Origin of the sequence: Synechococcus sp. GEYO (assembly GCF_900473955.1) — a bacterium.
Classification (GTDB): domain Bacteria; phylum Cyanobacteriota; class Cyanobacteriia; order PCC-6307; family Cyanobiaceae; genus Synechococcus_C.
Genome location: NZ_UCNL01000013.1, coordinates 176,114 through 197,920, shown reverse-complemented (window position 1 = coordinate 197,920; position 21,807 = coordinate 176,114). Strand labels below are relative to the sequence as shown.

Sequence of the window (21,807 nt, the reverse complement as noted above, 5' to 3'; positions counted from 1 at the left end):
TTTGGCCTTTCGGCCGCTTGATGCTCCGACCCTATCCAGGTCTCGGTACTCTTCCAACATGGCCATTGTTTCCTCAAGCGCAGGATCTCCACGTCCACGCAAGGAGCGTGAGCCCAACCGAGTGGTCGATTCGGCCCGGCAACCAGGAGACGATCTCGATCCAGCGGCGCTGGCCTCTCGCGACGACGGTTTAAGGCCCAAGTGTCTGCAGGATTACATCGGTCAGCGTGAGCTCAAGCAGGTGCTTGGCATTGCGGTGCAAGCCGCGCTGGGCCGCGGCGATGCTCTCGATCATGTGTTGCTCTACGGCCCGCCTGGTCTTGGCAAAACGACCATGGCCATGGTGCTGGCTGAGGAGTTGGGGGTGAAATGCCGCATCACCAGCGCACCGGCGCTTGAGCGCCCCCGCGACATCGTTGGTCTTTTAGTGAATCTGCAGGCTCGTGAGCTTTTGTTCATCGATGAGATTCATCGACTCAGTCGGGTGGCTGAGGAGCTGCTTTATCCGGCTATGGAGGATCGTCGACTCGACCTCACCGTGGGCAAGGGAAGCACTGCGCGAACGCGTGCACTGGACTTACCGCCGTTCACACTGGTCGGTGCCACAACCCGCGCAGGTGCGTTGAGCTCACCTTTGCGCGATCGCTTTGGCTTGATTCAGCGTCTCGAGTTCTACGGCCTGGACGACTTGCAGTCGATTGTCGAGCGGGCCGCCGGTTTGCTCGACCTCGATCTCACGGCTGATGCTTGCGCTGAGATTGCACTCCGCTGCAGGGGGACCCCTCGCATTGCCAACCGACTGTTGCGTCGGGTGCGAGATGTGGCGTGTGTTCGTGACTGCTCCGGAGCGATCGACCGCGTATTGGTCGATGAAGCTCTCACTTTGCATCGGGTGGATAGCCGCGGTCTGGACGCTAGTGATCGCAGGTTGCTGGAGCTGCTGCTCCAATCCCACGGAGGCGGTCCCGCCGGACTGGATACCCTCGCGGCGGCCCTTGGAGAAGATCCCACCACCTTGGAGTCAGTGGTTGAACCGTATCTACTTCAGCTCGGCTTTTTGCAACGCACTCCGCGTGGCCGGGTGGTGACGGCTGCTGGTCGTGACCATCTCGCTGCTGCTTGACAACTTCTGCTTGAAAACTGTGCTGGGTGTTGTTCAGCTCTCTCACAGAGCTGTTCATGCTCGATACGCTTACTAAAGACTTCGACGATCCAAGAAACGGTGACGCTGCTTTTTTGGTCGCAGCTTGATTGTCTTCAACGCACAGCGTGTTCACTGTGATGAAGACGAGAGCGTCATGGTGGTTGAGTTGGATGCAGGGCCTGATCGGTTGGTTCCTACCGCTTTGGTTTATCGCCTCTCCTGTCTCGGCATGGGCAGCTGAAGTTGATCACTTGTCGGAGCTGTTCGATCGTGCTCTTGCTCTCAGCCGTGCAGGCGATCCGCAGCAGGCACTTCCGGTCTGGGATCAAGTTTTGGAAATCGCTCCTGACGATGCGGCGGCTTGGAGCAACCGCGGCAACATACGTCTGATGTTGGGTGATCCAGAGGGAGCCATCGCCGATCAATCCCGCTCCATGGAGCTGGCTCCCAACGATGCTGACCCCCATCTCAATCGCGGTACCGCTGAAGAGGCCTTGCAGCGCTGGTCTGAGGCCGCAGCCGATTACGACTGGATTCTGAAACGAGATCCGAGTGATGCCTCAGCCCTCTACAACCTCGGCAATGTGCGTGGATCAGAGGGAGAATGGCAGGAAGCCCAGCGTCTTTATCGCTTAGCCGCTGATGCAAGGCCAGGATTCGCGATGGCGCGATCCAGTGATGCTCTGGCTCTCTACCAACTCAATGATCTGAAAGAAGCAGAACGAAATTTGCGCAATCTGATCCGGCGCTACCCCTTGTTCGCCGATGCCAGAGCAGCTTTGAGTGCTTTGCTCTGGAGTGAAGGTTCGCGCGGTGAAGCGGAAAGCCATTGGGCCGCTGCTTCAGGTCTTGATCCCAGTTATCGCGATGCCGCCTGGCTGGCCGAGGTGCGTCGCTGGCCGCCACGGCCGATTGCCGATCTCGAGCGCTTTCTCGCTCTGGAGGTGTCATGAACCTCACTGCTACCTGGTCCGAGCGTTTGGACGCGCTGTTGCCGGAGTTGATTGAGTTGCGTCGTCACCTGCATGCCCATCCTGAGCTCAGTGGCGAAGAGCATCAAACCGCTGCACTGATTGCGGGTGATCTGCGCCAGGCCGGTTGGCGTGTTCGCGAAGGCGTTGGGCGCACGGGTGTGGTGGCTGATCTTGGCCCTGAGCAGGGTCCGAAACTCGGCTTGCGCGTGGATATGGATGCACTGCCGATTGAGGAGCAAACGGACTTGCCCTATGCCTCCTTGCGGCAGGGCGTGATGCATGCCTGCGGGCATGACCTGCACAGCACGGTTGGTTTAGGCGTGGCCAAGTTGCTGGCGGCTGAGCCGCACCTACCTGTTGGAATGCGCTTGTTGTTCCAGCCGGCAGAGGAAATCGCTCAAGGGGCGCGCTGGATGCGCGAGGCAGGAGCAACCGATGGCCTTCAAGCGTTGTTTGGTTTGCATGTGTTCCCCTCCTTGCCTGTGGGCAGCGTCGGTTTGCGCAGCGGCAGCCTCACAGCGGCGGCTGGCGAGCTGGAAATCGAGATCAATGGCCAGGCTGGCCACGGTGCCAGGCCTCATCAGTCGGTGGATGCGATCTGGATCGCCTCCAGGGTGGTCACTGGCCTCCAGGAGGCCATCAGTCGCAGGCTTGATGCCTTGCACCCAGTTGTGGTGAGCTTCGGGCGTATCGAAGGGGGCAAGGCGTTCAACGTGATTGCCGATCGGGTCACACTCCTGGGAACGGTGCGCTGTCTGTCCAACGATCTGCACGATCATCTGCCCCGTTGGATCGAGGAGACCGTGCGAGCTCTTTGCGAAGGTTTCGGTGCAACAGCAACGGTTCGCTATCGCTGTATTGCTCCTCCGGTTGATAACGACATCAGACTCACGGCTCTGCTTGAGCGCTGTGCCATCGAGCAGCTTGGCCCGAATCAGGTCTTGCGCTTGGAACAGCCCTCTTTGGGTGCTGAGGATTTCGCAGAGTTGATCCGGGATGTGCCGGGCATGATGTTTCGGCTCGGTGTTGCAGGCCCTGAGGGATGTGCCCCACTCCACAACGGCCACTTTCTGCCTGATGAACGCTGTTTAGGCGTTGGAATCCGGGTGCTCACAGCAGCGATGCTGGCCTGGGAACCGACGACATGAATCGTCCGCCTCGTACCCGTCTTCATGTGTTGTTGTCCTTGGCAGCGCCTCTGCTTGTGTGCCTTGGGGTTCTGGCGCTTGTCCAGCGAGAGGGCACCGAGCGTTGGCAGTCTGTTCCTGCCATCCTGGTTGGCTCTGGCTTAGTGATTCACGCAGTGGTGGGTCGTCGTCGACGGCGGCACAAGCTGCTGGTGGCCTTGCGAAGCAGTCGTTTTCAGGAGGATTGAGTTGATGGCGTCTACACCGCAGCAGCCGCAGGGCAGTGAACCTGATCTCAATGCCCTTCGAGAAGCGATCGGTTCTGGTGATCCATTACGAGCCATGCCGGCCCTCACCCAGTTGCGATTCTGCAGTGATGAGGACGCTGTTCCTCTGTTGGTGCTCGGTAGTGAGCAGGAGGCTTTTCTCGTGCGCTCCTTGAGCTGCAGCGGTTTGGGCTACAAGCACACCGAGCAGGGTTGGACTGTCTTAGAGCGGCTTTTGCGCAGTGACGGTGATGCCAATGTGCGGGCTGAAGCCGCCAATGCCCTTGCCAGCTATGGCGTTGCCCGCGCCTGGCCCTTACTCAAGGCAGCCTTCGACGCTGACAGTGCATGGCTTGTGCGTTGCAGCATTCTTTCGGCTCTGGCGGAACAGCCGGAGATCGATTTCGGTTGGCTGCTTGACCTGGCCAGTGCCGCGATCACTGATGACGACGGAACGGTTCGTGTCAGCGGGGCTGAAATTCTGGGCCGGATTGTTCGTGAAAGGGGTGACCAACCGATTGGTGAGCAAGCCAGAGCTCTGCTGATCCCACTGCAGCAAGACGGAGACCACCGGGTTGTGGCAGCTGCACTGAATGGATTGCAGCTGCGTTGACGGTGTGTTCTCAATGGCGTTGCTAGTAATTGGGCACCACTAGGGGTGCCTTGGATCGTTCGCGATCCTTCTGGCTGAGATCACACCCTCTGAACCTGATCCGGGTCATTCCGGCGATAGGGAAGTGACCAATGTGATCCTCAGTTAGTTGGCTGGCCCCTGGCAGTTCCTTCGCTGAATGGATCATGCGTGCTTCCTGGGTTCAGTCCCGTCGCGGACAGTCCAACGTTTCCCAGATGCATTTCGCCCGTCAGGGCGTGGTGACCGAGGAGATGGTCTATGTGGCCAGAAGGGAAAACCTTCCTGAGACCTTGGTGATGGAGGAGGTGGCACGGGGCCGCATGGTCATCCCCGCCAACATCAACCATGAAAATCTTGAGCCCATGGCGATTGGGATCGCCAGCAAGTGCAAGGTGAATGCAAATATCGGCGCTTCACCCAATGCCTCGGACGCTGAGGAAGAGGTCAAAAAGCTGAATCTGGCTGTGAAATACGGTGCCGACACCGTGATGGACCTGTCCACTGGCGGCGTCAATCTTGATGATGTACGCACCGCGATTATCAAGGCTTCACCCGTGCCAATCGGCACTGTTCCTGTGTATCAGGCGCTGGAAAGTGTGCATGGTTCGATTGAACGACTCTCGGAGGATGATTTTCTCCACATCATCGAGAAGCACTGTCAGCAAGGTGTCGACTACCAGACGATTCACGCTGGCCTACTGATCGAACATCTGGTCAAGGTGAAGGGTCGCATCACCGGGATCGTCAGTCGTGGCGGCGGCATCCTTGCCCAGTGGATGCTCTATCACCATCGTCAAAACCCTCTCTACACCCGTTTCGACGACATCTGTGAAATTTTCAAGCGCTACGATTGCACGTTCTCCCTGGGTGATTCACTGCGTCCGGGATGTCAGCACGATGCTTCGGATGCGGCTCAGTTGGCCGAGCTGCACACGCTTGGTGAACTGACGCGTCGTGCCTGGGAGAAAGACATTCAGGTGATGGTTGAGGGTCCAGGCCATGTGCCGATGGATCAGATCGAGTTCAACGTCAAGAAACAGATGGAGGAGTGCAATGAGGCGCCTTTCTATGTTCTGGGCCCCCTGGTGACGGATATCGCGCCTGGTTATGACCACATCACCTCGGCGATCGGTGCGGCCATGGCCGGCTGGCATGGCACGGCAATGCTTTGCTACGTGACACCAAAAGAGCATCTGGGGCTTCCCAATGCCGACGATGTGCGTGAGGGCTTGATTGCCTACAAGATTGCAGCTCATGCAGCTGATATCGCCCGGCATCGCCCCGGTGCCCGTGATCGCGATGATGAGCTCAGTCGGGCTCGTTATGCCTTTGATTGGAACAAGCAGTTCGCGTTGTCTTTAGATCCTGAGCGAGCTAAGCAGTATCACGATGAAACTCTGCCTGCCGATATTTATAAGCAGGCTGAATTCTGTTCGATGTGTGGCCCCAAGCACTGTCCGATGCAGACCAAGATTACCGATGAGGATCTTGAAGGGTTGGAGAAGGTGCTGGAAGTGAAAGGTGGTGCTGAATTGTCCGGTGTGAAGATGGATAAGGCTGAATGAATTAATTTCAGCTCAAACGATAGTCAAAGGTGATTGATTTTGCCTTTTGGTGACGATATGTCGAGTTCTAGGTTTATTCTGCTTCTTTTTTCAGTGATTCTCGGAACCAGTTAATCGTTGATTGAAGGCCTTCTTCAAATGGAATCTTTGGCTCCCAGCCTAGTTCTTGTATGGCAAGCTGGATATCAGGTTGACGCTGAAGTGGGTCGTCCTGAGGTAGCGGCTTACTAATTAGCTCTAGGTTGGGATTGATTCGATCGCGCACAAGTTCGGCCAACTGGCGGATTGTTAATTGATTTGGATTACCAATATTAATTGGGCCAGTGCTACCGCTATTCATTAGTCGAATCATGCCTTCTATCAGGTCGTCTACATAGCAAAAAGATCTGGTTTGACTCCCATCTCCGTAAAGAGTCAGTGGTTTCTTCCGAAGAGCTTGAACAATAAAGTTACTTACAACACGTCCATCGTCTGGAAGCATTCGTGGGCCATAAGTATTGAAAATACGTATCACCCGGATCTCAGTTCTGTGCATGCGTTGATAGTCGAAACAGAGAGTTTCGGCGATGCGTTTTCCCTCGTCGTAACAGCTGCGAAGCCCGATTGTATTTACACAGCCTCTATAGCTTTCTGGTTGAGGATGAATTTCTGGATCTCCGTAAACTTCGCTTGTGCTTGCCAGTAAGATTCTGGCTCCTACGCGTCTAGCAAGACCAAGCATGTTGTAAGTACCAAGAAAGCTTGTTTTGGCTGTCTTGATTGGATTAAATTGATAGTGAATTGGTGAGGCTGGACATGCTAGATGCCAGATTCGATCAACCTCTAGTTTGATTGGCTCTGTGACATCATGACGAATCAATTCGAAATTTGGATGACCAATCCAGTGCCTAATATTTTCTTTTCTGCCTGTGAAGTAATTGTCTAGGCAAATTACTTCTTCACCAGCTTGCATCAGGCGATCAGTCAAGTGAGAGCCGAGGAATCCGGCGCCGCCTGTTACCAAATTGCGGGTCTTAGACATGGCGCCCAATGCTCATCACTGTTGAAAACCACACGTATTTTAGACGTTTTTTGGGGTCGATCCATAACTATTGTTGGTCAGGGTAACTGCAGGAAGCGGTTTAACCACTAATCAACCTATTAATATTATTCCTGTAATCATACTCATTAATTTTACGCCATTACTTTGTGTGGGTTTACGCAATTATTTCAGATGGTCTTAGATCTATTGGCGGGTGAACTTGATTGATTCAACAGGTAAGAGAAAGCCTGTGACAGAACGTGTTTCTAGACCCCAGCGCTGAAACAGTTGTCGAGGAAATGGCTCTACATATGCATGATCTTTTATTAGGCTTGCTCGTCTTAGCAGATCCAGATTCATATGTCCTTTTTCGTCTGCTTCGCAATCATCGAGTGCGATCAAAGTGTCTGCCTTCAGCAGCTTGCGCAGCAGTGGAAGATCTTCCTGCATCAGCCTCCCATCGAGATGAAGCATGTCGAGTTTGGCTCCTTTGGAGGCGAGAAACTCGAACATTTGGGTGCTGCTGCCTTGAACTACTTGGGTTTTGCTCCCTTTAGGTAGCTGTATGCCTGCAAATGGCTGTTGGGTGCAGGGATGTATGTCGCATGTGATGAGCTGCACAGCATGTCCGTTCATTCCAGCGCCATATCCCATTGCTGCTGCACTGTTGCCGATGTAGGTGCCGACTTCTCCGATCAGCTTTGGGGCGCGTTTCTGACTTGCCAGAAACAGGCTCAGGGCGCTGCCCAGGCCGATGCTCCCCGAATTTGATCGTTGCAGGTTGGGGTCCTGCAATCGATTAGAGATCAGCGGTAGCAACGTCATCTCAAACTCGGGTTTGAGATGGGCAGCCCCATCCAGCAGTTGTTGCCCAAAGGCGTGGCTGAGCGTCGATGGATTCAGGCGTAGCACAGCACTTTCTATAGATGTTGGTCGCAACAATCTTGTCAGATCAGTTGCTTTTTCTTTGGGCAACCTCATATGTGGGGCTTCAGATAGGGATTGGTGACCACCAGGCCTGTACGCCTCACCTAACAAATCTCTGACAGAGATCACACCCTTCGCAGCTGATACGGGTCGTGCCAGTACATGAAAGCTTCCAAAGTTATCTCTGCTCGTTTGCCCGCCTCTTAGGGCTTCCGTCTGACTTTCGATGAAGTCCGCTTCTTTGGCTGTGTCCTGGAGGGGCAGGACAGTCTTCTAGATCAACTGCGCTTGGCCGGGCTCGGTATGAAGGAATTGGCTTTTGATACCAGGAGAGATAATCTGCCTGAATCGGTGGTGATGGACAAAGAGGCTAAGGGCCTCATGTTGACTCCGCCTTATATCAACAACGGCATTCTGGAGCCCATGGCGATCGGTATTGATATTGATAGCAAATTTAATGGCAATAACGGGACGTCTCCTAATGCTTCTGATGTCGCTGAGTTAATCAACATGATCAAATTGCTTGTGAATTGCAATGCCGACATGCTGAAGGCTCTGTCCACTGGCGAGGTCAATGATGATGTGTGCACAACGATCATTGGTGCCTCACAGGTGCCGATCGGCACTGTACTCATTTATTAGGACCTGGAAAGTTTGCTCAACTTTCTATCCAATGTAAGGGGGCGGATAATCGAGATCGTCAGCCGTAGCGGCGGGGTCCTTTCTCAGTGGATGCTTTAACACCACTTCCAGAACCCATTTCACCTGCGCCTTTATGACATCTGCAAGCTTTTCAAGCGTTACGACTGTACTTTTTACTTTGGGTCTATTGCTGGCCAGCATGGTGCTCTGATGCTGCTCAGTTGGCTCAACGGCATGCCTTGGGTGAATTCACTCGCCGCGCATGACATCATGATACGTATTTGACTGTGGAAGGTTCGGTTCATGTGCTGCTCGATCAGATCGGGTTCAATTTGAAAAATTAGATGGAGTAGAAGGCCGAGGCCTCCCTCTATGTGTTCGCTTCTTTGGTCACCGATATAGATATCTCTCGGCTATGCCCTCATCCCCTCATCGATGAGAGCTGCCGTGGCTGGGTGGTATGTAAGTTTGATGTTCTCTTACTTCAACCCCAAAGAGTATTTGGACCTGCTGAATGCACAGGATTTGCTCTATTGACTGATCGCTCTCAAGATTACAGCGTATGCTTCTGATATTGCCTGTAACCACTCCAGTGCCTCAGGTCGTTATGAAGATCTCAGTCGGTTTCGTTGTAGCTTTGCTTTGAAGGAGCGATTCGAGCTTCTATTTGATCTTGAGCGAGAGAAGGACTATTGCGACAATCCTTACTTATAGAGATCCGCAAGCAAGTCGACTTTTGCTATATTTGCTACTCAAAATTTTTTTATACAGACAAAAATTGCCGAATCTGATTCGCTTGAATTCGAGATTGCTTTGAGTGTAAATAACAAAGTTAAAGCCATCGACCTATGATACAACTCTTTTTATAGTTATAAGTACATGCTCTATTGCTATTGCCTCTCAGCTGACTATTTAGATTAATCTTGCTTTCCTATACAATTTATCTTGGAGCAAAGATAAACGATAGTCAAGTGTTTTTTCTGTTTCTTCTGTGCTTAACCCTAATACTTCAAAAGCAAGATCAAACCACTTAATGGTATCTGTAAGGCTAAAATGCCCATCATTGCCTCCAATTTTTACATATTTAAGGTGTGGTAAAAATTGATAGCGAATAATCATTGAATTCTGAACTTTAATCTTGCCGCACTGCTCAACATTTGTGAATTTTAACAAATTTTGATGGTCGTGATCAACAATAAAATTAAAAATTGCTGATCGATGATGACCATCTTGCAAAATAAACGCAGTTTGTTTGTTCTTAATTAATTGGTGAACTGGTGGTCTAAACTTTTCACTTACTACAAAGCCGTTTCTTTCAACAGACTTTAATAGATCCAGAAATCTCGCTGTATAGTGCTTTTTAATCTCAATTCGCCTTTCTTTATTGAAGTCTGGCTTTCTCACTGTCCCACCCCAAGGCATAAGCCACCATATAGGTTCTAGCTCAAGGTCTTTCGGTAAGTTCATGAACAGATCTTTGTGCGATTTCAAATCAACAGGACAATACTCTTCTATTTTTAACGCTTCTTTTTCTCCACTCTCAAAAAATGTTTTGCAAAATTTATAGTGAGCCGTTTCATTTAACTTTTGAAATGATCGTGTACATATCAGTTTGGTGTCCACGCTACATGGTTTCCATGCAATGGTTGAATTGTTGTGACCTTTGATTGAAGACGCCATCGACGAGATTGGTATTACTATTAGATGAGAGAATTAATTTAATAAGGATTCCAAAGAGTCAAGGATTTGATCAGTACTATAGTCTTGATTAACGTTTGAATTTTGGTTGATTAGATCAAAGCAAAGATCAAACCATTTGTTAGCATCTTTTAGGGAAAATTGTGATGGACTATTTCCTACGGTTTCCATTTGATTTAAATCCTCTTTGTCGATGATCAAATTGACTGAGCATGGAACTAGTGGAATCCCATTCTTGTTAAAGGTTACATTTTTGATAAGCTTCATATAATTCTTATCGATTAAATATTGAAGGGCTACGAGTCGATGATGAGAACCATGTTGTATTGCCATGTAGTTATTACCACTGATTAAAAGATGGATTGGCGTAAGCGGTCCTTTGTCGAAGTCAAAACCATTTTTCTGTATCGAATTGAGTAAGTTTAAGTAATCACGACAGCTTTGTAGTCTGGAATTCCGCAATTCTTCTATTCTGACGTTGATATTTATTTTGTTGAATCCACCCCACGGCAGTTCCCACCATATTGGTTCTCTTTGTAAGTCTGATGGATAATTAATAAAATAGTCTGTATGCTTACGCGGAAGCCACTTGGTATATGCACACTTGTTTAATGCTTCTATACTTCTAAACTTAAAATATGCTTCGCAAAAATCGTAGTGAGGAAGTTCTCTTGGCAAACAAAAATTTCTTGTCAGAATTTTTGTCAATGGCAAGTCTATGTTTCTCCATGCGATTGGTACAAAGGTATCATCGGCTGCCATGGCTTAACGCTTGTAGCTATTCATTTTACATTATAAAAACATAGCTAGAAAATATACTTTCACATTTGGTTGTTTCTTCCTAGATCTAATTAAATTACTGTTACCTTGCTTCATTTCAATTGGATCGCCTTAGCATTCGATCTCGAAACCTTTCGTACATTTCGTTTCTGAGACCATTTCAACGTTGTAGAATATCCATTATCTTAAGTGTAAAATGTCAAAAGTTGCTGCCTTGAGAGAAAAATTTTTCGATTATCACCCTGGCTCATTTATAGGGCAAAAGCTTGTTGAGACAAAACAGATTTACATCAGTCATCTCCTTTTAGACGCGAATAAGGGGGTTCAGAAGTTAATTGATGAGATGGCATTTGGCCAAAAAAATGAATTTTGGGATGATTTTATTTTTCTGCATATATTCGCCCCGCTTTTTGATCAGATTTTGTCTTTTGATATCGCACATGCAATTAATTTATACAGTAAAATTGACCACCTTTTGTTTAGTACTTATATCAGGCGCGATGAAGATCCAGTTCGTTTTCGAAGAGCTTTTTGGAATGTGAACAACTATGGTTTAAGACTCGCTCGTTTGGCCGGAAATGATTCTTTTCAGCAGATTAATTCTGATCTAAACTTTGACACCAAGAAGAAAAAACGTATATGTTTTGTTTTTAAAGGGGGCTTCCATCTTGCTCATTCAGAATTCTTTCAAGAGTTTTTGGTTGGTGCTAAATACTTTGTTGATCAAGTCGAAGTAACACTTTTATTGATTGATGAAAAAAGTCATCATCTCAAGAACAGAGGATTAGATCATATTAATATTGTGTCCTTGTCCAACAAGCAATCGACTTATGATAAGTTGATGGCCTATAAAAGTTATATGATTTCAAATCAATTTTGTCATATATCTTGGGTCGCTTGCGTTCAGAATTTATGTCTTTATATGGGGCATAAATATGCTCATACCCAATCTTATTGGTCTATGAAGTACCATAGTGTAATAATGGATTCACTCGATAAGTACGCTGGTCTAGGCTTTGGTGGCAACAGCTTTGTTTATGATGACGTCGAGTGGTACCGAGGAAGAGCATTTCCCAGCTTGGTATTACCAAAAATCAACGATCAAACCAAGCAGAAACTATTGGCTTCTGCCGGAATTCCCGAAGGTTCTTTTGTAATTGGGTGTTTTGTTCGTTCCGAAAAGTTGAATAATGTTGCCTTTTGGGATTTAATAGAAAAAGTTTTAATTGAGAATGAAAATGTACATTTTGCCTTAGCTGCTCCTTGGGTCCCTGATTTTATGAAAGCACGCTTGAGCCAAACTCCTTTTAAGCAATCATTTCATCATCTTGGCTGGGTCAATACAAAACAATGGTGCCAGTGCCTAGATCTATATTTGGACTCCTTCCCTAGGGGCTCATGTTTGACTATATTAGAAGCAATAAAAGTATGGGTGCCAACCATTCTTTTTGATTCTGAACACAATAGAGAATCTTCTGCATTGCCTTATTTATCTTCTGTGTCACCTGGAGACCAACTTCCTCCAGGTGCTTTACGAACTAATAATTTGGAATATGTAGCACAATATATTTCTACTTTGCTCAGTTCACCTAAAGCTCTTTCTGACCTTTCAGACAGACAGCATCGTCTTCTACGCTCGCTTGAAGGTCAAAATATCTTGTTTGCGAAGGATTATCTCAATTTCTTTCTTGATGCTAATTTGTCAGTGAAGGAGATTTCTAGGTTGTGATTGTTCTCTTGGGCGGTGGAGGTTATCTGGGCAGTATTCTTGTTGAATATTTTTTAAATCAAGGTCAGCAAATTCTCAACATATCTAGGTCATTTCAGTTTTCACACCTACCTGCAGAAACTCGAATAGTCTCAGCTGTTGGTGACTGCCAAAATTATATCAACCAGATAAAGAATGGATCGATTTTGATATATATGGCTGGCTCTACAAATATTGAAAAAGCACAGTCTTTCCCTGATGTTGATTTGACCTCTCATTTGTCTGAGATGAAATTATTTTTCGAGGTAGTTAGGCAAAATTCCGTTCATTTTCGGAAAATTATCTTTTTCAGTTCTGCTGGCGCAGTTTATGGTGATAGTAACAGTATAAGAAAAGATGAGACATCAGCACCTTGTCCTAAATCAATTTATGGTAAAAGAAATTTATTATTAGAGGATACTTTTAGGTTTTATGCTGAGTTGCTTGGATTCAACTATTGTGTGTTGAGGATTTCAAATCCTTATGGTCCTACGCAACGTTACTTTAGGCGGAAGGGCTTGATTCAGGCTTTATTACTTAGTGCCAAGTCTGGCAATAATATTATTTTAAGGGGAAATGGTCTTCAAAAAAGAGACTATATTGAAGATCGAGACTTTTGCTACTCTGTTTTCAAGGTTTCTCAATTAACAGTTCAACCTCCAGTTATTAATATCTGTTCGGCGTTTAGTTTGTCTGCCTTGGATGTAATTAACATTTTGGAGCAGAATGGCATTCACGCTACTTATAAGATAAGTGATTTAAGCCCTCAATATGAGGTCAAGGACTCTCTTCTGTCAAATAAGCTGTTGACAAATATATTAGAATGCAATTCAATTGAATTTAGCTCCTTTGCTAACTCATTACATCGGTTATGTGACATGTAGGATCTGGTTGAGTTCTTTATTCTCCTATTAGCGGAAATATTTTTTTCCCATAGGAGCTAGAGAATGCGATATGTGAATCAGGCATTTTTTGGTTTAAAATCTGCTTCTCAATATCTTGCTCTTTTTTTGTTAAGTGATAGTTAATATATCGATCAATTATTTGTGAGCATTCTTCTCCTGTGCTGTCAATTGCATCATGAAAGTTTGCAAAGCACTTTAGGTTCTCTGCTCTAGCTTTGCTGTCTTTTCGTAGTCTCTGTGATGCATCATTAAATAAGTATGGATTGAATGATTGTTCTTTTTCTATCAGCTTGATTTTCAGTCCTGCCATTCTTCCGTAGAGAATATGGCTTCCAACTCCCTCCGATATCATCGTATCGTGCTTCAGCAAAATTGCTAGCAAATTCACTAAGAAAGCAGGTTCATATCTACTTCCACAGCAGAACACAGCATCAAAATTAGCTTTATAGTTATCCCAACAATTAGCTTCCTTTAGCCTTTGGTAATCAATGTAATAAATGCATAGATTTACTTTTCCGTGCTTGGATCTTAAGTTTTTGATCATTTTACCTGAGTTGCTAAGTGAATTATGCATATTTGATGCGATTGCTTTTGTTGAATGTATGGGAAAGTATATGCATTGTCGTCTTGAGCCTTTTGTGGCGGGGGCAAAGTGTAAGTTTTCTCTGGCGATTTTCAGAAAAGGGTGAATGCTGGAGAAAAGTTGGACTTTGATTTTATGCTTGTGCGCAATCATTTCGTATATATACTTCGAATGGTCAGAAAAGCACGCTATTGGCAGTCCAGCATAGATTTCTTTTGACCAAATAATGTTTGATGGTGTTATACCATGTGGTATAAGTATTTGCAGGGGTCTATCGGCCTTTAATTGGTTTACATGTCTAAATAGAGCACCTTTCCCGTAAAGTTGATTGTCTTTATAGCATTCGTATTGCTTGCCCCCATATTTCTTGTCAATAAAGCTATAGTCGTTTGCGTCGGGGTTTTCAATCCAATGTAATTGATTTCTTCTTAATGCTTCTAGGGTTGTCTGTATTCGATTTGCGGCTTGGATTTGCATTTTTGAGAAGGTATGGAGTGATACCATTTGTCTTTCTTTCAAATAATATCTTCAAATGTCAATGCATTGCCTTTTGATAGGTTTTTTTTGGCTGCTTTTCCTAATAATTTTTCCAGCATAAAAGGCTCCAGTCCATGCCCCGGTCGAACAATTTTTATATTGTCTTCGGTAAAGAGTTCGCCTGCGCAGATGTCCTTTGATACGTATAGTGATCTTCTGAACACAAGGCTTTTCTTTTCCTTTTCTGTGATTCCATAGGCGATTTTGCCCAGTGAAAGCCATGCTCGCTCGGTTTCTTCAACAAGGCATTTCAGCTCTTCAGGCTCAAGGGAGAAGGTACTGTCTACCCCTCCATCAGATCTTCTAAGGGTGAAATGTTTCTCTACTACGGTTGCACCGAGGGCAACCGAAGCAACAGCTACACCTACTCCCATAGTGTGGTCAGATAGTCCCACTTGAACTTCGAATAAATCTCGTAAATGCGAGATCGTCCGGAGGTTTGTGTTCTCTGGCGTCGCAGGATATGTACTCGTACACTTAAGAAGAATCAGTTCTTTGCAGCCAGCCTCCCTTGCAGCTGATACAGCTCGCTCTAAATCAGCAAGTGAAGCCATGCCGGTAGAAATAATTAACGGCTTGCCTGTGCTCGCAGCTTTTTGAATTAAAGGAAGGTGATTATTCTCAAAGCTGGCAATTTTGAATGCAGGAACATTTAGATCATTCAAATAATCAACCGCAGTTTCATCAAATGGGGAGCTGAAGCAGAGCATACCCTTACTGGCGGCTCGTTCCATAATCGGCTGGTGCCACTCCCAGGGTGTATGGGCTTTGGTGTAAAGATCGTGGAGGTTTTGACCTGCCCATAGGCTCCCCTCATCCTTAATCTGAAAGTCACCACCTCGCTGTCGAAGCGTAATGGTGTCAGCTGTATAGGTCTGCAGCTTAAGAGCGTGGGCGCCTGCTTCTGCCGCTGCATCGACCAGTTCAAAAGCCCGATCAAGACTCTGGTTGTGATTGCCACTCATCTCAGCAATCACCATGGGTGGGTGGTCAGGCCCCACGGGCCGATCACCAATCATGAATGTGTAAGCGGTCACCGGGCTTCAGGCATTGCGTGAGTCGATTAGCGTAATCCTGCTCTCAGCTCCAAGCCTCGATGCGCAGGCGATATCGGCGCCCATCTCTTTCGAAAAAAGCTGGGTAAGACTCGTTGTCGACGACTCTTAGAAGAGAGAATTGATCTTCAAGGCTCTTGAGGGGATCAACACAGGAATCGCTTGGGCGGCGACGCCGGTAGAAACTCTCTTCACCCTGTTGGGGCTGCGCACTGGCTGCACTCGCAGGGTAGTCCTTCAGCCAACGGCTGCAGAGCCGAATCGTGGCTTCCGCTTGCAACCGCTGCCACTCCGGAGCCAATTCATGTCCTCGTAACTGCAGCATCTCTTGAGCATGGATTGCGCCAGCGTCTAATGCTGCTGCCGCTTCAAACAAGGTGAGAGGGATGGTGGAAGCACCCTCAAGAATCTGCCAAGACATCGGTGACCAGCCCTTACCCTGCGGCAGGGCGCTGGCATGTACCACCATGTTGTGGCGATGAAGGGCGAGCCACTCCTCAGACACGATTTGCCCGTAACTCAGCAAGAAACAGACTTCGCCAGGCACCAACTGTTGATGGTCATGAACCCAGCGCAGCGAGCAACCACAGCGCAACACCTCCTGAGCCAAAAGAGGGATGTAGTGATTCATCCAGGACCCGCGAGAGCTCACCAATGTGACCCGGCGGATCTCTGAAGCCATCTCGCCATGCTCCAACTGAGAGCGGAGGTAAGTGGCAGGTGGCTTGGAACAATGGCGATTGATCTCTAAGCGATCGAGACAGCGCAAGGGTCTTGCCTGATCATGCTCACGAGCTAAAAGACTGAGGCCGTCTCGCCAGCGCCATATCGGTTCAGTCTGAAGGCCTTGGGGTGTCAACGCCGACCAGCGATTGGTATCCACCTGTGCAGACATCAAACGGGCAATGCGGACACAACCCTGCCCATCCACGAGACTCATGCCTTGGGACGATTGGCGCTTGAGGTAGTCAGGTTCTTCCTGCCAACGTATAACGGCCTGTTGGAAAACAAGCTCATCAAAGTCATCCGAGCGGCCTAGATATTTAATCAACCCGCGATCATCCAAAACCTGTGAATACTCCTCCTGATTGGCCGCCAGGGCATAGGTGATGCTTGGAAGACCCAGGCATAGTCTTTCCCATGTGGTGGTGCCACCGGCGCCAATCGCTGCATCGGCAGTCGCCATCAATGGCGCCAGAGAGGGAAGAGCACTGAATCTCCTCACGCTAAGTTGCTTACAAAGAGCTTGAATTCTTTGAGATTCGCGAGCAAACCCCCCTTCCACCAGTTGGATCTGCAAGCCCTGAATTTGTAACGCCGCTAGGGCTTTAAGGATCTTCTCTAACAATTGAGCATCACCTGCACCACCTAGCGATATCAATAGACGCTGCAACCGATGGCGTGCTGGTAAAGCCCCCTGAAATCCGGCATAAAAAGGATCAATCAGCGCAAACTGTGGCCCCAAACAGAGGTTTACCTCGCGATCAAGCGGCAGTAAATGCCGATAGCGCGTCGGCAAATCACAGGCGAAGGTGTTGTGATCAATCAGCAGATCGGCATCATGGGCTCGATCAGCTAGGTCATCAATCACGGCAATTCGAACCGCTGGCCATGCGGCCCGAATCTGCTGATGCCAAAGTGAAGACAACCCATAGTGATCGACAACGATCCAATCGGGCCGCCACTCCCCCTGTGATTCGACTGATGTCTGACAAAGACTCGCATCCTCGGCTTCAGAAATAGGAAGCCAAGAGCCGTTCGCGGTATTAATTGCATTTTCTGGACCAGGTGGCAGTAGTAAGAGCGAAAACTCCTGCTCAATCGCTTGGCAGAAACTCCCCTCGGGTGCACGGCCACACCAACGAACCTCTGATCCTTCACGCTGCAGGACCCTTGCCAAGCTGCGACAACGAATCCAATGACCACTGCCAATCGCGGCACTCGCATCGGCACGGATTAAGACACGCATTAGACGTTGATTAGCCCCTGTTCTGTCAGCAACTGTTGCAACAGCTCAGCTCGCTGCCAATCTTCTTCGGTGTCGATATCTTGGACGCGCCAACGTGGGAGCAGCAGCGGGCGCATTCCCTCAAACAAGTTATTCACCTTAGACCACGTCTCCGGTGTCGCCCAATAAAACTGACCAGCATCGTGATAAGCCTCCTTTAAGTCTTGGCTACGACTGCTAAAGCACTCCGGTTGGAACATGGCTGAATAGCCCTGCGTATCCAGATGAATTGCTCGTTGAATTGGAAAAGGAAACGACGTTGCGGCGAACACCACTGTGCCCGGCCTTGATTCCATTAATCGTTGTTGCGCCTGAAGCAGATCATCAGCTTGAACAAAAGGAGCTGTGGCGTACAAACAGCACAGCGCTTCACACGCCTCACCTTGGTGGTTCGTCCACTCGAGGGCATAACAAATTACAGCTTGCGTACTTGCTTTGTCATCAGCCAGATGCGCAGGTCTCAGGAAGGGCACATCAGCGCCATGAGCACGAGCCACCTCCGCAATTTCCTGGTCGTCGGTGCTCACAAGCACTTGATCAAAACATTTGGACGCTTGAGCAGCAGCAATCGACCACGCAATCATCGGCTTGCCACGAAATGGGCGGATGTTTTTGCGCGGAATACGCTTGCTACCTCCTCGAGCAGGAATTAAGCAGATCTTCATCGCAGTGCAACCTTGGAAAGATCAGCCCAAACTTTTTTAAATGCGTAAATCACTGCATCTACTTGATCATCAGTGAACGCATGCGCGCAGAGATTGAGGCCGATAAAAGTTTGCTGATGCAATTGTTCTGCTACTGGGCACAAACCAGGACCATAACTAATATCGCTGTCTCCAGAGCGCAAGCCTGTCCATGGGAAACCTGAAGTGCCATACGCAATGCGATGGCGGAAGAGTGGGTTTAGGTGAATATTCTGATAACCTTCGAGCAAACCGCTCACACCCTCAGCTTTCAAAGCTTTCACAATCCAATCCCTGTCACGCCTAAGTCGCTCGAGATCAATAGTCATGCCATAAATGTAATAAACATGGGTAGAATCTGGTCTTACTTTCGGTGGATTTAATCCTGGAAGACATGACAAAGCCTTGGTTAGACGTGCAGCAGCTTGCTGGCGACTTTTGATTAACCCGGATAATTTAGGCAACTGTTCACGTGCGATCGCTGCTTCGATCTCTCCCAAGCGAAAATTATGCCCAAGAATATTCGCAAGATCTTCACATTGATCACTTGCAATCACGGCCTCGCCATGGTTGCGAATTAACCGCAAACGCTCTGCAAGGCGATCATCATTCGTCACCAGAAGACCACCCTCACCACAATGAATATGCTTGTGATAATTGAGGCTAAAACCACCAATGTCAGCTGCTGTGCCGGCAGGAATGCCATTCAAAAGAGCACCAGGCGCCTGAGCTGTATCAGTCACTAATTTGCAGCCGTTGCGATCGGCAATCGCCCTGAGTGCAGGTATATCAGCACTCTGCCCGAAAATGTCGACAGCAGCGATGGCACGAGTTCGCGGTGTTATCGCCGCTTCTACTGCTTCGGGATCAATGTTGAACGTCTGTGGATCAATATCTGCAAATACAGGGATGGCATTCCAGTGAAGGATCGCCGTGGCCGTTGCCACCATGGTCCATGGTGTGACGATCACCTCATCACCCGGCTCCAATCCGATCGCACCCATTGCCGCTACGAGACCGGAGGTCCAGGAGTTAACCGATACCACGTGTTTGACGTCAAAACGTTCAGCCGCCTCCCGCTCAAGTGCCTGGACTTCAGGGCCGCCATAAAACCCCGGACCCGACGCTCCAATGAACGCCGACAACACACCGGACCGCAGCACACGGTTAGCAGCAGCGATCTCCTCTTCTCCCAGGCTGCGATAGGGCGGAAAAGTTTTGCTAATTACCGGTGTTCCACCGTTGATGGCTAGAGCGTCAGCGGCAGGCATTCAGAGTTCTCTCAAGCAATTGCAGGGTCTTAAACCCTGCATTCAAATCGCAGTGTATCGGCAGTTCTGTTGGCTGTTGGCCGTGGCGAACTAAGTTGTGGAGTACGTGGTGCTGATAGTGCTCCATGCCCGAAGGGAACAGCATCGGCTCGGCCATCAATGGCCTATGGCTATCTCCTGCCCCTGCTTCAGCTAGGCGCCAACGCTGCACGCTGCGGCCGTCGTTGCTCCAGAGCAAACGCCCCTGGCTGAACCAAAGATCCAATTCACCGGCTCGCAGCCCGGCCATACCGATGCTTTGAACATTCAGCACGGCGTCGTTGTGGCTTGACGCTCTGAGTGTGAGCGAGGCTTCCTGATCAAAACTTGCGAATGTAGGACCATGCTCCAAAAGCTCACCGCTGCTCAACGGCCCCAACCAGGCCTCTGCCAGATTTACAAAATGGGACCCATTGCTAAGTAGCCCTTTCCCGTAAACCAAACGGCCATGCAACAACCTCCCTAATAATCCATGCTGTAGCTCGGACTGAAGTTCCAATATCACAGGCAAATAACGACGGATGTAATTCACTGCTACTACCAACTTTGGGTGGCGCTTGCACTCTTGACGCAGACGCTCCGCCGCTTCAATATTGACGGCTATCGGCTTCTCCAACAGCAGCATCTGAGGGCTGCATCGCGCCAGCAACTGCTCCACCATGGATGGCTGAAGGGCCGGCGGTACAGCAATTACCACGAGATCAACCTCTTGAGGCCCTGCGCCTTGGAAATAAGCCTCTAAATCGGCAAACACAGGACAGGAATACACGGTGCTAAAACGCTCCCGTGCTTGGGCAGACGGATCCACGGCTGCCACCAGGTCCACCTGCGGATGGCAAACCAAAGCCCGGGCATGCGTCCAAGTGACCGGCCCCGAACAGGGTTGATTCCGACGGAATGGTTGATCAAGGTCGTAGCCACAGCCCATCTGACCTAGTCCCAGCAGCAGTGCTCTGATCAGTGTCATGCCAAACCCTGCTGTTTCAGCAGAGCTTCCAGGCAAGACAGAACACGATCCTGATCTGCTTCGGTCATGGCAGGAAACAAGGGCAAGCTGAAACTGGTATTGGCATAGCGCTCGGCCAAAGGGAAGTCCCCTGGTTTGAATCCCAAGCGCCGGTAATGCGGTTGCAACGGAATTGGCCAATAGTGCAATTGCACGCCAATCCGCGCAGCCCGCATGCCTTCAAACAAAGCGCGGTGCTGATTGGGAGATGCATCCGGAATGGTTATCACCGCCAAGTGATAAGAGCTTCGGCAGTTGGCGGGCTCATCCAAGAAGCTCGATGGCCACCCCTGCACCAATTGGCGGTAGCGCGCCATAAGTTCCTGGCGCCGGTCCACAATCTCGGTGAGCCGCCGCAGTTGGCTGAGCCCCAGGCTGGCCTGCAGATCAGTGAGCCTGTAATTAAACCCCAGCTCCTGCTGCTCGTAATACCAAGGACCAGGCGAGCTTTGCTCAAACGCATCGCGGCTGATGCCATGGGACCGCAGCCGCTGCAACCGTTCCACGAGCTCTGGATCTCGGCTCAATGCCGCGCCACCCTCACCTGTGGTGATGATTTTCACGGGGTGAAAACTAAATACGGTGATAGCGCTGAACTCGCAGCTGCCTACAGGCAAGCCGTCATACGACGCCCCGACAGCGTGACTAGCGTCCTCGAGTATTTGGAATCCGTAGCGATCAGCCAACATTGCCAACTCAGCCATGGGGCAACTAGTCCCTGCCAAATGCACTGGCACCAACACCTTCGGGAGAGTGCCGTTTGCCTGAGCTTGCTGAAGTCGCTGCTCCAGCGAGGACAAGCTAATTAGAGCCGTATCCGGATCAATGTCGACAAAGTCAATACTGGCTCCGCAGTAGAGCCCGCAGTTGGCACTGGCCACGAAAGAAATTGGACTAGTCCAAAGAAGATCCCCAGGCCCCAAACCCAAAGCAAGGCATGCTGCATGGAGAGCGCTTGTTGCACTGTTGAAAGCAACGGCATGAGTCGAATTACATTTGAGAGTCAATTCATTCTCAAATGCAGGTACTTGAGGACCTTGAGTGAGGTAGTCACTACGCAGACAATCTAGAACCATCTGTTCATCTTCAGATGTAATTGTCTGCCTGCCATAGGGCAACCACTCAGGCACTTTCATGGCAAGAAGTAGAGCCAATAAATCAATGATTCAATTCTACACTGAAAAAGGCCTTGATT

Annotated in this window: 20 protein-coding genes and 1 riboswitch; of the genes, 9 read left to right on the top strand and 11 right to left on the bottom strand. The window is 49.1% G+C overall.

Annotation, left to right across the window (positions count from 1 at the left end):
* Nucleotides 1-58 precede the first annotated feature (58 nt).
* From ruvB to thiC, 6 genes are all read left to right on the top strand, one after another.
* Complete coding sequence (ruvB, locus tag DXY37_RS12870) at nt 59-1,123, top strand: Holliday junction branch migration DNA helicase RuvB (RefSeq protein WP_115127013.1); 1,065 nt, start codon at nt 59-61, stop codon at nt 1,121-1,123.
* Between the two features lie 158 nt (nt 1,124-1,281).
* Nucleotides 1,282-2,097 carry a tetratricopeptide repeat protein gene (locus DXY37_RS12865; protein ID WP_244277158.1) on the top strand — a complete coding sequence of 272 codons (816 nt, stop codon included), beginning with the start codon at nt 1,282-1,284 and terminating at the stop codon, nt 2,095-2,097.
* On the top strand, nt 2,094-3,266 hold the full coding sequence (locus DXY37_RS12860; protein ID WP_115127011.1) for an amidohydrolase: 1,173 nt from the start codon (nt 2,094-2,096) through the stop codon (nt 3,264-3,266). Before DXY37_RS12865 ends, DXY37_RS12860 begins: the two co-directional genes overlap by 4 nt.
* Nucleotides 3,263-3,493 carry a DUF3188 domain-containing protein gene (locus DXY37_RS12855; RefSeq protein WP_115127010.1) on the top strand — a complete coding sequence of 77 codons (231 nt, stop codon included), beginning with the start codon at nt 3,263-3,265 and terminating at the stop codon, nt 3,491-3,493. Before DXY37_RS12860 ends, DXY37_RS12855 begins: the two co-directional genes overlap by 4 nt.
* A gap of 4 nt (nt 3,494-3,497) precedes the next feature.
* On the top strand, nt 3,498-4,124 hold the full coding sequence (locus tag DXY37_RS12850) for a HEAT repeat domain-containing protein (protein ID WP_115127061.1): 627 nt from the start codon (nt 3,498-3,500) through the stop codon (nt 4,122-4,124).
* A 31-nt stretch (nt 4,125-4,155) separates the two neighbouring features.
* Nucleotides 4,156-4,264, top strand: a riboswitch (TPP riboswitch).
* Nucleotides 4,265-4,309: 45 nt separating this feature from the next.
* Nucleotides 4,310-5,710, top strand: coding sequence for a phosphomethylpyrimidine synthase ThiC (gene thiC / locus DXY37_RS12845; RefSeq protein WP_115127009.1), 1,401 nt, complete (start codon nt 4,310-4,312; stop codon nt 5,708-5,710).
* A 73-nt stretch (nt 5,711-5,783) separates the two neighbouring features.
* Here the strand turns inward: thiC and DXY37_RS12840 are convergent, their stop codons facing one another.
* Both DXY37_RS12840 and DXY37_RS12835 read right to left on the bottom strand, forming a co-directional pair.
* Nucleotides 5,784-6,731 carry a UDP-glucuronic acid decarboxylase family protein gene (locus DXY37_RS12840; RefSeq protein WP_115127008.1) on the bottom strand — a complete coding sequence of 316 codons (948 nt, stop codon included), beginning with the start codon at nt 6,729-6,731 and terminating at the stop codon, nt 5,784-5,786.
* A 204-nt stretch (nt 6,732-6,935) separates the two neighbouring features.
* Complete coding sequence (locus DXY37_RS12835; protein ID WP_170951902.1) at nt 6,936-7,706, bottom strand: class I SAM-dependent methyltransferase; 771 nt, start codon at nt 7,704-7,706, stop codon at nt 6,936-6,938.
* A gap of 240 nt (nt 7,707-7,946) precedes the next feature.
* Between DXY37_RS12835 and DXY37_RS12830 the strand changes: the two genes are divergently transcribed.
* Nucleotides 7,947-8,300 carry a phosphomethylpyrimidine synthase ThiC gene (locus DXY37_RS12830; protein WP_136975621.1) on the top strand — a complete coding sequence of 118 codons (354 nt, stop codon included), beginning with the start codon at nt 7,947-7,949 and terminating at the stop codon, nt 8,298-8,300.
* Between the two features lie 912 nt (nt 8,301-9,212).
* Here the strand turns inward: DXY37_RS12830 and DXY37_RS12825 are convergent.
* Both DXY37_RS12825 and DXY37_RS13120 read right to left on the bottom strand, forming a co-directional pair.
* Entirely contained in the window at nt 9,213-9,923 is a 711-nt protein-coding gene (locus DXY37_RS12825; RefSeq protein ID WP_115127005.1) for a hypothetical protein, read from the bottom strand.
* 90 nt (nt 9,924-10,013) lie between these two features.
* The gene (locus DXY37_RS13120; protein ID WP_136975620.1) at nt 10,014-10,760 is read right to left on the bottom strand and encodes a hypothetical protein; all 747 of its coding nucleotides are present in this window, start codon (nt 10,758-10,760) and stop codon (nt 10,014-10,016) included.
* A gap of 214 nt (nt 10,761-10,974) precedes the next feature.
* On the opposite strand from DXY37_RS13120, the gene DXY37_RS12820 reads away from it, so the two are divergent.
* Both DXY37_RS12820 and DXY37_RS12815 read left to right on the top strand, forming a co-directional pair.
* Nucleotides 10,975-12,507: a hypothetical protein gene (locus DXY37_RS12820; protein ID WP_115127004.1), complete on the top strand. Its 1,533-nt coding sequence runs from the start codon at nt 10,975-10,977 to the stop codon at nt 12,505-12,507.
* Between the two features lie 8 nt (nt 12,508-12,515).
* Complete coding sequence (locus tag DXY37_RS12815) at nt 12,516-13,409, top strand: NAD-dependent epimerase/dehydratase family protein (protein ID WP_206749762.1); 894 nt, start codon at nt 12,516-12,518, stop codon at nt 13,407-13,409.
* A gap of 16 nt (nt 13,410-13,425) precedes the next feature.
* Here DXY37_RS12815 and DXY37_RS12810 read toward each other — a convergent pair whose 3' ends face one another.
* The 7 genes from DXY37_RS12810 to pseC form a co-directional block, all read right to left on the bottom strand.
* Nucleotides 13,426-14,532 (bottom strand): hypothetical protein, encoded by a 1,107-nt coding sequence (locus DXY37_RS12810; RefSeq protein WP_136975619.1) that lies wholly within the window; start codon nt 14,530-14,532, stop codon nt 13,426-13,428.
* Nucleotides 14,529-15,530 carry a pseudaminic acid synthase gene (pseI, locus tag DXY37_RS12805; protein ID WP_244277156.1) on the bottom strand — a complete coding sequence of 334 codons (1,002 nt, stop codon included), beginning with the start codon at nt 15,528-15,530 and terminating at the stop codon, nt 14,529-14,531. The genes DXY37_RS12810 and pseI overlap by 4 nt, the downstream gene beginning before the upstream one ends.
* A 100-nt stretch (nt 15,531-15,630) precedes the next feature.
* Complete coding sequence (pseG, locus tag DXY37_RS12800; RefSeq protein WP_115127000.1) at nt 15,631-17,574, bottom strand: UDP-2,4-diacetamido-2,4,6-trideoxy-beta-L-altropyranose hydrolase; 1,944 nt, start codon at nt 17,572-17,574, stop codon at nt 15,631-15,633.
* Nucleotides 17,574-18,278, bottom strand: a complete 705-nt coding sequence (gene pseF / locus DXY37_RS12795; RefSeq protein WP_115126999.1) for a pseudaminic acid cytidylyltransferase — start codon at nt 18,276-18,278, stop codon at nt 17,574-17,576. Before pseF ends, pseG begins: the two co-directional genes overlap by 1 nt.
* A complete protein-coding gene (locus DXY37_RS12790; RefSeq protein ID WP_115126998.1) occupies nt 18,275-19,567 on the bottom strand; it encodes a DegT/DnrJ/EryC1/StrS aminotransferase family protein in 1,293 nt (430 codons plus the stop codon). Before DXY37_RS12790 ends, pseF begins: the two co-directional genes overlap by 4 nt.
* Nucleotides 19,554-20,573 carry a Gfo/Idh/MocA family protein gene (locus DXY37_RS12785; protein ID WP_115126997.1) on the bottom strand — a complete coding sequence of 340 codons (1,020 nt, stop codon included), beginning with the start codon at nt 20,571-20,573 and terminating at the stop codon, nt 19,554-19,556. The genes DXY37_RS12790 and DXY37_RS12785 overlap by 14 nt, the downstream gene beginning before the upstream one ends.
* On the bottom strand, nt 20,570-21,748 hold the full coding sequence (gene pseC, locus DXY37_RS12780) for a UDP-4-amino-4,6-dideoxy-N-acetyl-beta-L-altrosamine transaminase (protein WP_115126996.1): 1,179 nt from the start codon (nt 21,746-21,748) through the stop codon (nt 20,570-20,572). The genes DXY37_RS12785 and pseC overlap by 4 nt, the downstream gene beginning before the upstream one ends.
* Nucleotides 21,749-21,807 lie beyond the last annotated feature (59 nt).